At 73.7% G+C, this 11,705-nt stretch carries 11 protein-coding genes; 9 read left to right on the top strand and 2 right to left on the bottom strand.

Annotation, left to right across the window (positions count from 1 at the left end):
* Positions 1-103 precede the first annotated feature (103 nt).
* Positions 104-1,225 (top strand): alkaline phosphatase family protein, encoded by a 1,122-nt coding sequence (locus tag CLV52_RS12165; RefSeq protein WP_246018103.1) that lies wholly within the window; start codon positions 104-106, stop codon positions 1,223-1,225.
* Positions 1,226-1,237: 12 nt separating this feature from the next.
* Here CLV52_RS12165 and sepH read toward each other — a convergent pair whose 3' ends face one another.
* Positions 1,238-2,659 (bottom strand): septation protein SepH, encoded by a 1,422-nt coding sequence (gene sepH, locus CLV52_RS12160; RefSeq protein ID WP_133766578.1) that lies wholly within the window; start codon positions 2,657-2,659, stop codon positions 1,238-1,240.
* Positions 2,660-2,907: 248 nt separating this feature from the next.
* Here sepH and CLV52_RS12155 point away from each other — a divergent pair, with 248 nt between their 5' ends.
* The gene (locus CLV52_RS12155) at positions 2,908-3,201 is read left to right on the top strand and encodes a DUF4193 domain-containing protein (RefSeq protein WP_119482387.1); all 294 of its coding nucleotides are present in this window, start codon (positions 2,908-2,910) and stop codon (positions 3,199-3,201) included.
* Positions 3,202-3,262: 61 nt separating this feature from the next.
* Here CLV52_RS12155 and CLV52_RS12150 read toward each other — a convergent pair whose 3' ends face one another.
* Entirely contained in the window at positions 3,263-3,715 is a 453-nt protein-coding gene (locus tag CLV52_RS12150; protein ID WP_246018102.1) for a DUF3093 domain-containing protein, read from the bottom strand.
* Positions 3,716-3,774: 59 nt separating this feature from the next.
* Here CLV52_RS12150 and dut point away from each other — a divergent pair, with 59 nt between their 5' ends.
* The 7 genes from dut to CLV52_RS18460 all read left to right on the top strand — a co-directional run bounded on the left by dut (position 3,775) and on the right by CLV52_RS18460 (position 11,649).
* Positions 3,775-4,209 carry a dUTP diphosphatase gene (dut, locus tag CLV52_RS12145; protein ID WP_133766821.1) on the top strand — a complete coding sequence of 145 codons (435 nt, stop codon included), beginning with the start codon at positions 3,775-3,777 and terminating at the stop codon, positions 4,207-4,209.
* Between the two features lie 40 nt (positions 4,210-4,249).
* Positions 4,250-4,879: a DUF3710 domain-containing protein gene (locus CLV52_RS12140; protein ID WP_133766577.1), complete on the top strand. Its 630-nt coding sequence runs from the start codon at positions 4,250-4,252 to the stop codon at positions 4,877-4,879.
* Entirely contained in the window at positions 4,876-5,592 is a 717-nt protein-coding gene (locus tag CLV52_RS12135) for a DUF3159 domain-containing protein (RefSeq protein WP_133766576.1), read from the top strand. Before CLV52_RS12140 ends, CLV52_RS12135 begins: the two co-directional genes overlap by 4 nt.
* 74 nt (positions 5,593-5,666) lie before the next feature.
* Positions 5,667-8,519 (top strand): aconitate hydratase, encoded by a 2,853-nt coding sequence (locus tag CLV52_RS12130; RefSeq protein ID WP_133766575.1) that lies wholly within the window; start codon positions 5,667-5,669, stop codon positions 8,517-8,519.
* A gap of 109 nt (positions 8,520-8,628) precedes the next feature.
* Complete coding sequence (dxs, locus tag CLV52_RS12125) at positions 8,629-10,557, top strand: 1-deoxy-D-xylulose-5-phosphate synthase (protein ID WP_133766574.1); 1,929 nt, start codon at positions 8,629-8,631, stop codon at positions 10,555-10,557.
* 187 nt (positions 10,558-10,744) lie between these two features.
* Positions 10,745-11,440 carry a hypothetical protein gene (locus CLV52_RS18465; protein ID WP_162850835.1) on the top strand — a complete coding sequence of 232 codons (696 nt, stop codon included), beginning with the start codon at positions 10,745-10,747 and terminating at the stop codon, positions 11,438-11,440.
* Complete coding sequence (locus CLV52_RS18460; protein WP_162850834.1) at positions 11,431-11,649, top strand: endonuclease domain-containing protein; 219 nt, start codon at positions 11,431-11,433, stop codon at positions 11,647-11,649. The genes CLV52_RS18465 and CLV52_RS18460 overlap by 10 nt, the downstream gene beginning before the upstream one ends.
* The last annotated feature ends 56 nt before the right edge of the window (positions 11,650-11,705 follow it).

Here is an 11,705-nt window from a genome sequence, read left to right as displayed (position 1 = left end):
TGCGTCCCGGGCGGGGCGACACGGGTGGTCGCCGCGGACGCGAAGCCGACTGCCGTCCCCGCACGGACGGCGCGCACGTGCCGGAATGGCACACTGCCTGATCGTGGCCCCCATCGTAGCGAGCGGCGCGCCCGCGCTCCGCGACGTGCTCGCCGGGTCGCTCGACGCGGTGCTGGGTCGGCCGAACGCGCTCGGGCTCCCGTCGCGGCGACGCGTCGTCGTCCTCGTCGTCGACGGCCTGGGGTGGGAGGCGCTCGCCGCCCGCGCCGGGCACGCCAGGACCCTGACCGGCGGCGACCGGCGGCGGATCGTCACCGGCGCCCCGACGACGACCGCCGCGGCCCTGACGACCCTCGCGACCGGCGTCGAACCCGGCGTGCACGGCGTCGTCGCCTACGCGGCGCTGGACCCCGCGCAGGACCTCGTGGTGAACCAGCTGCACGGCTTCGACTCGCCGGGCCCGGCGAGCGATCGGGCGACGCTCCCCGGCGGCTGGCAGCGCGCGGCGACGCAGTTCGAGCGCGCGACCGGGGAGGGCGTGGCGGCGCTCGCCGTCGGGCCGCGGCACTACGCGACGTCCGGCTTCACGCGGGAGGCCCTGCGCGGATCCACGTACGTCGGCGCCCGCGTGATCGAGGAGCGGCTGCCGGCTGCGTTCGGGGCCCTCCGGACCGCCGGCCGCGGGATCGCGTACTGCTACGTGCCGGAGCTCGACGTGGCCGCGCACCGCGACGGGTGGGGCTCGGGGGAGTGGACGGCCCTCCTCGAGCGGGTCGACGGGGCCGTGCGCGACGCGGTCGCCGACCTCCGGAGCGGCGAGACGCTGCTCGTCACCGCGGACCACGGGATGGTCGACGTGCCCGCCTCCGCCCACGTCCTGCTCGACGGCTCGGGCCTCCTCGGCGACGTCCGGCGGCTCGCCGGCGAGCCCCGGCTGCTGCACGTGCACCTCGTGCCGGACGCGGAGGACGCGCAGGCCCGCTGGGCGGCGGCGCTCGGCGCCGCGGCCGACGTGCGGACCCGGCAGCAGGCGATCGACGAGGGCTGGTTCGGCGCGTCGGTCGACTCGGATGTCGCGCCCCGGATCGGCGACCTGCTCGTCGCCTCGCGCGGCAACGCGGCGTTCTACGCGACCGAGGACGCGCCGGCGCGCGGCATGGTCGGGCAGCACGGCGCGTGGACGCCGGCGGAGCGGTTCGTGCCGCTCGTCCGCTTCGACGGCTGACGCCGCTCCGGGCTACTGCTCGTCGCGACCGAAGACGATCTCGTCCCAGCTCGGCATCGAGGTGCGGCCGCGGCGCGGACGCACGGGCGGCACGGGCTCGGTCTCCTGCTCGGCGGTCTCCAGCAGGTGCTCGACGGGCTCGAGGACGGATCCGGGTCGGCCGCGCTCGCGGCGGCGCCGCATCGGCTCGGTGGGCCGGTCCTGCGCCTGCTTCGGCGGCGTCGGGCCCGGGCGGCCGCCGGCGGCCGGCCCGCGGAGGAACGCGGGCGGGATGGGCGCGGTGGCCTGCTGCTGCGTGCGGGACGCCGGCTGCTGCCGGGGCTGCTGCTGCGGCTGCGGCGACTTCGCGGCCGCGGGCTGCGGCGTCGGTGCGGTGGCGGGGGCCTGCGGCGTGCGGATCGGCAGCCGCTGCACGGGCGCGGGCTCGCGGCGCGGCTGCTCCGGGGTCGGCTCGACGCGGATCGGCTTCGGCCGCGGCGCGAAGACGTCGCCCGTCTCGACGACGTCCATCGCCCTCGTGACGGGCAGGGAGTCGGTGTCCGTCGACGGCTCGGGTGCGGGCCGGCGCTCGCCGCGACGGCGGTGCAGCTGATCGATCTCGCCGGTGGTCGGCCGGTCGACGGCCGGCTCGGCAGCCGCGGCCGGCGCCTTCCGCGACTCCTGGTCCTGCTTCGGGCCGGGCTCGATCGGCGGGAAGCGGAAGACGGCGCTGTCGAACCGCGTGCGGTCCGACTCGGCCGGCGGAACCGGCGCGACGCGGGCGCCGTGCAGCTGCGGCGGCCGGGCGGTCGGCCCGGTGGCCGGCTCCGCGGCCGGCGCGCTCGCGGCGGGCGGGACGATGGTGACGGGAGCGGTCGGCTCGATGGCGCGGAGGCGCGGGGTCAGCGCGGCGGGGACGCCCTGCTGGGAGAGCGTCGACGCCTCCACGTTGTCGGCGTCGAGGCGCATGTGCTTCGGGTCGAAGCGCCACCGGGCCGCGTGCTGGACGTCGTCGGCGACGAAGGCCACCGCGAGGATCCACCCGGAGGGCTCCTTCGCGCTGGTCCAAAGGACCTCCTTCGCCGCGAGCGCGTCGAGGCGCTCGCCCATCACCGCGCCGAACGTGCGGGCCCTGGCGCCCTCGGTCTCCGGCGGGAGCCGCACCGCGAGCGCCGACTCGACGATGTAGGCGCGCTCGGCGAGCACCGGGCCGACGAAGCGCTCGATGAACGCGACGGGCACGCCCGTCATGGCGGCGACCTGGTCGGCGGTGAGGCCGGAGCGGATGTGCGCCTGGATCTCGCGCGGCGACAGCCGCTTCTCGCCGCCCTGCGTGGTCGGGCTGGCGATGCGCGCGCGCAGCGCCGCATCGACGGGCAGGCGGAAGCGCTCACCGGCCGGCGACGCGACGATGATCGCGCCGTCCTCGACCGCCAGCACGCTCAGCGTCTGCATCCGGGTCCCGTTCCCTCCGTGGGTGGAGCGCCCGGCGATCCCGGGACGCGGTCGAGGATGTCACGCACCGGGGCCGCTGCCCCGGAAATAGCGGGCGCGTCCTGGATGTTGAACGGCCTGCGACCCCGGGACAGCGGTCGCGGCGAGGCGTTTGCATCCGCATGCCGCCTCGTGCATACTGTCGCCGCTTTCCGCCCGAGACCCCCGGGCGAACAGCCCGCGCGACGCTTGAGAGAGGCACGGATTTCATGGCGACCGATTACGACGCCCCCCGCAAGACGGATGACGACTCCGACTCGATCGAAGCGCTGAAGGAGCGAGTCCCGGACAAGATGTCCGGGGTCGTGGACGTGGAGGACGCGGACAACCCCGGCGGCTTCGAGCTGCCTGGCGCGGACCTGTCCGACCTCGACCTCGACGTGGTCGTGCTCCCGCCCCAGGCGGACGAGTTCACCTGCGTGAGCTGCTTCCTGGTGAAGCACCGCTCGCAGCTCGACCACGAGACGAAGCTCGGCCCGATCTGCCGCGAGTGCGAGGCCTGAGGCCCGCACCGCACCCGTCCGAACGGCCCGCCGGCGATCCGCCGGCGGGCCGTTCCGCGTCTCAGGACGCCGCGGTCGTCCGCTCCGCGGCGAGGGCGGCGCGCAGCTCCTCCGGCCGCCGGGTCGAGATCAGCCAGTAGGGCGCAGGGTCGTCCGGGTCCTCCACGGCGACGCGCACCACGGGGTCGACCCAGCCGCGGAACATCGTGTACGCCCGGGCGTCGAGCCCGGGACCGCGCGCCTGGACCGCGTCCGGCCCGCGGAACTGCTCCGTCTCCCCGGTGAGGGCGACCTGGATGCGCGCGGCGCCGGCGACGAGCAGGCCGTCGCGGACCGCGACGATCGGCGCGGTGACCACCAGCAGCACCTCGACGAGTGCCGTGAGCAGGACGCAGGCGAACGCGCCGACGATCGGCGAGATCGGCAGGAAGACGACGTAGACCGCGGGCAGCAGGAGCAGTGCGGCGAGCATCGGCCCGACGCCGGGGACGAGACGTTCGCGGAAGCGCTGCACCGGCCCATTCCACCACTGCGGGACGCGCGGAGCGGCCGACGGTAGCCTCGGCGCTCGTGATCGAGGTGCTGGTCGACGGGCCCGTGCCGGAGCGCGCCCTCCACGGGGACGCGGCCGCCGACCTGCGGGCCGCGGAGGCCGTCGTGCTCGCACCGCAGCAGCGCGCGACCGTCGGGACGGGCCTGCGGATCGCCCTGCCTGCGGGCACGGCGGCGCTCGTGCTGCCCCGGAGCGGGCTCGCCGCGAAGCACGGCATCACCGTCGTGAACGCGCCGGGCCTGATCGACGCGGGCTATCGCGGCGAGATCCGCGTGACGCTCCTCAACACCGACCCGAGCGCCTCGTACGATGTCGCGGTCGGCGATCGGATCGCGCAGCTGCTGGTGCTGCCGCTGCCGGAGGTGGCGTTCGTGCCGGTCGTGAGCCTGCCGGGCAGCGCCCGCGGGGAGCGCGGCTTCGGATCGACCGGCGTCGGCGCGGGGCCGACGCGATGACGCGGCCGGCCGAGCGCTGGCCTGAACGAAGGGAAGCGTCGTGACCGACGAGGACACCGGGCCCGAGCCGAGGCCGAAGTCGGCGCCCGCCGACCGGGAGCGCACCGGGCCGCTCGACGCGCAGGAGGCGAACGCCGTCCGCCCCTACGTCGACCTCGGCGGGGTGAAGATCCCGCCGCGCGAGGGTCTCGGGCTCCGGCTGGAGGTCGAGGAGGGCACGGGCCGCGTCGTGGCGGTCGGGCTCGACTTCGCCAACTCCAGCCTGCAGGTGCAGCCGTTCGCAGCGCCGCGGTCGAGCGGTCTCTGGCACGAGATCCGCGAGCAGATCGAGCAGCAGATCCTCGCGCAGGGCGGGACCACGCGCGTGGTGGACGGGGTGTTCGGCCCCGAGCTGCTCGCGCAGATCCCGGCGCAGTCCGGCCCGGGCCAGCCGCCGGTGAACCGGATCGCGCGCTTCATCGGCGTGGACGGCCCGCGCTGGTTCCTCCGCGGCGTCATCTCCGGCGACGGCGCGCTCGACCCGCAGGTCGGCGCGGCGATGGAGGAGCTGTTCCGCAGCGTCGTCGTCGTCCGTGGGTCCTCGCCGATGCCGCCGCGGGACCTGATCCCGCTGCACATGCCGCAGGGCGCGGAGGCCGACGCGGTCGACCGCCCGCGGCTCGGCGCGTGACGGACGGCGGCGGGGAGGATCCCCGGACCGGGCTCGCTCGCGCCGCGGACGACCGGCCGCTGACCGCGCGGGGCGTGCTCGACGCCGTCGGCGGTCCGCTCGGGATCGTCGAGAGCGTGCTGCCGCCGCTCGTGTTCGTCGTCTACTACCAGGTCGTCGCGATCGCGCAGGCGCCCGCACCGGTCGAGCGGCCCGCGCTGATCCCGATCGTCGCCGCGCCGCTCGTGCTGTCCGCCGTCTTCGCGGCATACCGCCTCATCCGGCGGCAGAAGCCCGGCGGGGCCATCAGCGGCGCCGCGCTCGTGGCCGTGTCCGCGGTCCTGGTGCTCGTCACGGGCGACGCCAACACGAACTTCCTGCCCGGCTTCTTCATCAACGGCGCCTACGGGCTGGCGTTCCTCGTCTCCGTCCTGATCCGCCGTCCGCTCGTCGGGGTGGTGACGGGCCTGCTCACCTCGGACACCGGTTGGGGGAGCGACCCGCGGCGGCGCCGCGCGGCCTCGTGGCTCAGCCTGCTCTGGGTCGCCCTGTTCGCGATCCGACTCGCGGTGGAGGTGCCGCTCTACCTCGCGGGCGACAGGGTCGTCGAGCTCGGCATCGCCCGCATCGTCCTCGGTCTCCCGCTCTACTCGATCGTGCTCGTCGTCACCGTGCTCGTCGTGCAGGCGCTGCGGCGCCGGCCGGAGGGGCCGGTCGCCGCCCCCGCGGCCTGAACGCCCCGGTCGCTCGCGGTACTGTGCTGGGGGCGTCGCGGCCGGTCGCCGCGAGCCCTCGGGTGAGGAGCGACATGGCCGCGGTGAACAGTTTCGGAGCCAGGACCGACCTGACGGTCGGCGGGAAGACCTTCCAGATCTTCGCGATCGACGCGGTCGAGGGGTACGAGAAGCTCCCCTTCAGCCTGAAGGTGCTCCTCGAGAACCTCCTCCGGACCGAGGACGGCGCGAACGTCACCGCCGACCAGATCCGCGCCCTCGGCTCATGGGCGCCGGAGGCCGAGCCGGACACCGAGATCCAGTTCACGCCCGCGCGCGTCGTCATGCAGGACTTCACCGGCGTGCCCTGCATCGTCGACCTCGCGACGATGCGCGAGGCCGTCGCCCAGCTGGGCGGCGACCCGAAGCGGGTCAACCCGCTCGCCCCCGCCGAGCTGGTCATCGACCACTCCGTCATCGCCGACCTCTTCGGCACCGAGAACGCCTTCGAGCGCAACGTCGAGATCGAGTACGAGCGCAACGGCGAGCGCTACCAGTTCCTCCGCTGGGGCCAGACGGCGTTCGACGACTTCAAGGTCGTCCCGCCCGGCACCGGCATCGTCCACCAGGTCAACATCGAGCACCTCGCCCGGGTCACGTACACCCGCGTCGTCGAGGGCGTGGAGCAGGCCTACCCGGACACGCTCGTCGGCACCGACTCGCACACCACGATGGTGAACGGCCTCGGCGTGCTCGGCTGGGGCGTCGGCGGCATCGAGGCCGAGGCGGCCATGCTCGGCCAGCCCGTCTCGATGCTCATCCCGAAGGTCGTCGGCTTCAAGCTGACCGGCGCGATCCCGACCGGTGTCACCGCGACCGACGTCGTCCTCACGATCACGCAGGCCCTCCGCAAGCACGGCGTCGTCGGCAAGTTCGTCGAGTTCTACGGCGAGGGCGTCGGCCAGGTGCCGCTCGCGAACCGCGCCACGATCGGCAACATGAGCCCCGAGTTCGGCTCGACCGCGGCGATGTTCCCCATCGACGACGTGACGCTCGACTACCTCCGCCTCACCGGCCGCTCGGAGGAGCAGGTCGCGCTCGTCGAGGCGTACGCGAAGCGCCAGTCGCTGTGGCACGACGCGACGCGGGAGCCGTCGTACTCCGAGTACATGGAGCTCGACCTCTCCACGGTCGTCCCGTCCATCGCCGGCCCGCGTCGCCCGCAGGACCGCATCGAGCTCTCCGCCGCGAAGGCGACGTTCGAGCACGACCTCGCGGACTACGCCGAGAAGCCGACGGTGCTCGACGCCGCGGTCGAGGGCACGTTCCCCGCGTCCGACCCGGTGGCGTCGAGCCCCGGCGACGACGACCAGTCGGAGGACCGCGCCCTGCAGCCGGCCGGCGCGAGCTTCCCCGGCGAAGCCGAGGCGGCGCACGTCAGCCACGCCCCGCATCACGCGTCGAACCCCGTGCAGGTCTCCGGCGCGGCCGGGAACTTCACCCTCGACCACGGCGCCGTCGCGATCGCCGCGATCACGTCCTGCACGAACACCTCCAACCCGTCGGTGATGCTCGCCGCCGGTCTGCTCGCGAAGAAGGCGAGCGAGAAGGGCCTGAAGGCGAAGCCGTGGGTGAAGACCACGCTCGCGCCGGGTTCGAAGGTCGTCACGGACTACTACCAGAAGGCCGGCCTGATGGGCCCGCTGGAGGACCTCGGCTTCTACCTCGTCGGCTACGGCTGCACCACCTGCATCGGCAACTCGGGCCCGCTCGAGGAGCCGATCTCGGAGGCCGTGCAGCAGAACGACCTCGCCGTGACCGCGGTGCTGTCCGGCAACCGCAACTTCGAGGGCCGCATCAACCCCGACGTGAAGATGAACTACCTCGCGTCCCCGCCGCTCGTCATCGCGTACGCGCTCGCGGGCACGATGAACTTCGACTTCGAGCACGACGCCCTCGGCACGGACTCGGACGGCCGGGAGGTGTTCCTGAAGGACATCTGGCCGGACGCGGACGAGGTGCAGCGGACCATCGACTCGTCCATCTCGACCGACATGTTCGACCACGAGTACGCCGGCGTCTTCGACGGCGACGAGCGCTGGCAGAACCTGCCGACGCCGACCGGCGCGACGTTCGAGTGGAGCGACGCCTCCACCTACGTGCGCAAGCCCCCCTACTTCGACGGCATGACGCTCGAGACCAGCCCGGTCGTCGACGTCGCGGGCGCACGCGTCCTCGCGAAGCTCGGGGACTCGGTCACCACCGACCACATCAGCCCCGCGGGCTCGATCAAGGCGGACAGCCCCGCCGGCCGGTACCTCACGGAGCACGGCGTGGACCGGAAGGACTTCAACTCCTACGGCTCGCGCCGCGGCAACCACGAGGTGATGATCCGCGGCACGTTCGCGAACATCCGGCTGCGCAACCGCCTGCTCGACGGCGTCGAGGGCGGTTACACCCGCGACTTCACGCAGCCGGAGGGCCCGCAGGCGTTCATCTACGACGCGAGCGAGCGCTACCAGGCGGCGGGCGTCCCGCTCGTGATCCTCGCCGGCAAGGAGTACGGCTCCGGCTCGAGCCGCGACTGGGCGGCGAAGGGCACGAACCTCCTCGGGGTGAAGGTCGTCATCGCCGAGAGCTTCGAGCGCATCCACCGGTCGAACCTGATCGGCATGGGCGTGCTGCCGCTCCAGTTCCCGGCGGGCGAGACGGCGGACTCCCTCGGTCTCGACGGCACGGAGGAGTTCGAGGTCACCGGCATCACCGCGCTGAACGACGGTTCGACGCCGAAGACGGTGCACGTGGTCGCGACGCCGACGGGGCACTCGGCGGACGGGAAGGCGCCGATCGAGTTCGACGCCGTCGTCCGCATCGATACCCCGGGCGAGGCCGACTACTACCGGAACGGCGGGATCCTCCAGTACGTCCTCCGTTCGCTCGTCGCCTGACGGCGGTGGACCGATCGACGCGGGGGCTCCGGCACGGCCGGAGCCCCCGCTCGCTCGGACGCCGCGGAGCCGCGCAGGTTCCGTCCAGCAGTGCTCCTAAAGTGAACGGATGAGCCTGCTCGAGACCATCCGGACCCCGAAGGATCTGCGCCGGCTCTCGCACGAGCAGCTCGACGCGCTCGCGGGGGAGATCCGCGCGTTCCTCATCGAGCACGTCTCGCGCACCGGCGGCCACCTCGGCCCGAACCTCGGGGTCGTCGAGCTGACGATCGCGATCCACCGCGTCTTCGACTCGCCGAAGGACGCGATCGTCTGGGACACCGGGCACCAGACCTACGTCCACAAGCTGCTCACCGGGCGGCAGGACTTCTCGCGGCTCCGCAAACGGGGCGGGCTCTCCGGCTACCCGGACCGCGCGGAGAGCGTCCACGACATCGTGGAGAGCTCCCACGCCTCCAGCTCCCTGTCCTGGGCGGACGGCATCTCGCGCGCGTTCCAGGTGACGGGGGAGACGGACCGGCACGTCGTCGCGGTCGTCGGCGACGGCGCGCTCACGGGCGGGATGACGTGGGAGGCGCTGAACAACATCAGCGACGACAACAACCGCCGCCTCGTCATCGTCGTGAACGACAACGGACGCTCCTACGCGCCGACCATCGGCGGGATGGCGCGCTACCTGAACGACGTCCGCACCCGGCGCACCTACCGCGACATGCAGAAGGGGTCGAAGCAGCTGTTCGACCGCTTCGGCGCACCCGGCCGCGCGATCTACCGCGGCACGCGCGGCGCGATGCACGGCTTCCTCGCCCGATTCGTGAACAACGAGCGGATGTACTCGAACCTCGACATCAAGTACCTCGGCCCGATCGACGGCCACGACGAGGCGGCCGTCGAGAACGCCCTCCGGCAGGCGAGGAACTACGAGCTGCCGGTGCTCGTCCACGTGATCACGCAGAAGGGCCGCGGCTACGCGCCGGCCCGCGCGGACGAGGCGGACCGGTTCCACGCCGTCGGCGTCATCGATCCGGAGACGGGCGCACCGCTCGCCGCGGCGACACCCGCGCGCGACTGGGCCGACGTGTTCGGCGCCGATCTGGTCGGGCTCGCCGAGCGAGACACCCGCATCATCGGCGTCACGGCGGCGATGCTCCGCCCGGTCGGGCTCGCCCCGCTCGCCGAGCGGTTCCCGCGGCGCGTCATCGACGTGGGCATCGCCGAGCAGCACGCGGTGACCTCCGCCGCCGGCCTCGCGTTCGGCGGCCTCCACCCCGTCTTCGCCGTCTACGCGACGTTCATGGGGCGCGCGCTCGACCAGGTGCTGATGGACGTCGCCCTGCACCGGGCCGGCGTGACCTTCGTGCTGCACCGGGCCGGGATCACCGGGCCGGACGGGCCGAGCCACCACGGCATGTGGGACCTCGCGATGCTGCAGATCGTGCCGGGCATGCGGATCGCCTCCCCGCGCGACGGCGCGACGCTCGCGGAGGAGCTCGCGGAGGCGATCGCCGTCGACGACGCGCCGACCGTGCTGCGCCTCCCGAAGGGCACGGTGCCGGTCGACATCCCGGCGCTCGAGCGGCTCGACGACGGCGTGGACGTGCTCGCGCGCGGCGAGGGCGCCGACGTCCTCGTCGTCGCGATCGGCGTGATGGCGGCGCAGGGCCTCGAGGTCGCGCGCCTGCTCGCCGAGCAGGGGATCGACGTGACCGTCGTCGACCCGCGGTGGGCCGTGCCGATCGCGCCGAGCCTGATCGACCTCGCGGCGCGGCACCGCCTCGTCGTGACCATCGAGGACGGCGTGCGCGTCGGCGGGGTCGGGACGCGGCTGCGGCAGGACATGCGCGCTGCGGGCGTGGACACGGCGCTGAACGAGGTCGGCCTCCCGGACGCGTTCCTGCCGCACGCGGAGCGCGGGGAGATCCTCGCGGAGAGCGGTCTCGCGGCCGACCGCATCGCCGCCGACATCCAGGGCCAGCTGGCGGGCACGAAGCTCCCGGCGGCGAGGCCGGCCCCCACGAGGACCCGCACCCGCACCTGACCTTCCCTCCTGACCCCCTTCCGGCAGTTCGAGTTCACGGATACGGAGATCCGGCGGCGCGAAGCGCCCCCGGATCTCCGTATCCGTGAACTCTGCGGGTGGAGATCGCCTCCTCCACAGGACGCGATGCGAGGGCGGTTGGTCGGCGGCCGCGCTCGAGGTGGGACCGGCCGTCACGCTGCTCGGCATGTCTCGCCACCGCGACTGGTCCGAACTCGATGCGCGTGCTCGCGCCGTCCTGGCGCAGAGCGGGGGCGTCGCGCACATCAGCGCCTTCGACGCCGCTGGGATCACGCGGAAGCAGGTCGGGCTCCTGCACGGTCGTGGAGTGATCGAGCGGCCGCGGATCGGGTGGTTCGTCGACCCCGACTCACCGTGGCAGGTCAAGCGGGCGGTCGGTGTAGGCGGCGCGGCTGCCTGCGTCTCCTCGGCGGACGCGATGGGGCTGCCGACGCCGCCGTCGACGAAGCGGTCGATCCACGTCGCAGTGGAAGCGCACGCGAGCCACCTGCGGCACAGCAGGGACCGCCGCTGGGTGCTCGACTCCGTGCACGACGACGAACGACTCGAGCTGCACTGGGGCGGCCTGGTCGATGCGCCGGTCGGCGGCCGGACGAGCATCGTCGACACGCTGCTGCTCCTGAGCGGATGTGTTCCGTTCGACTGGTTCGTCGCGGCGCTCGATGCCGCCATGAGGGCGCTCGGGACGGCGCACCGCTGCTCGATGAGTACGATCGCAGTCGTCTCGCGGCCCTCCTGCCTCGTCGGCTCCGTCACGCGCTCGACGCGGCCGACGCCGCCTCGGAGAGCCCCATCGAGTCGCTGCTTCGGCTCGCGATGCTCCGTCGCGGGATCGGGCCGGTTCGGCTGCAGGTGCAGGTAGACCCGGCGCACCGCGTCGACTTCCTCGTGCGCGGACGACTCGTCGTCGAGGCCGACGGTGCGGCGTTCCACGACTCCGAGCAGGACAGGATCCGAGACGCGGAGCTGCGAGCGCTCGGCTACGTCGTCCTGCGGTTCGGCTACGACCGGATCCTGCACGACATCGAGGCGATCCTCGACGAGATCGAGGCGGCGCTCGCAGTGCTCTGACGGCTTCGGTTCACGGATACGGAGGTGCGGCGGCGCGAAGCGCCGCCGCACCTCCG

Source organism: Amnibacterium kyonggiense (assembly GCF_004364555.1).
Taxonomy (GTDB): Bacteria; Actinomycetota; Actinomycetes; order Actinomycetales; family Microbacteriaceae; genus Amnibacterium; species Amnibacterium kyonggiense.
This window is presented reverse-complemented; position numbering and strand designations above follow the sequence as displayed.

Excerpts from the sequence above, each read along its gene's own strand:
- sepH (WP_133766578.1), bottom strand. The coding sequence starts at position 2,659 with ATGCAGACGCTGAGCGTGCTGGCGGTCGAGGACGGCGCGATCATCGTC.
- CLV52_RS12155 (WP_119482387.1), top strand. The coding sequence starts at position 2,908 with ATGGCGACCGATTACGACGCCCCCCGCAAGACGGATGACGACTCCGAC.
- CLV52_RS12130 (WP_133766575.1), top strand. The coding sequence starts at position 5,667 with ATGGCCGCGGTGAACAGTTTCGGAGCCAGGACCGACCTGACGGTCGGC.
- dxs (WP_133766574.1), top strand. The coding sequence starts at position 8,629 with ATGAGCCTGCTCGAGACCATCCGGACCCCGAAGGATCTGCGCCGGCTC.
- CLV52_RS18465 (WP_162850835.1), top strand. The coding sequence starts at position 10,745 with ATGTCTCGCCACCGCGACTGGTCCGAACTCGATGCGCGTGCTCGCGCC.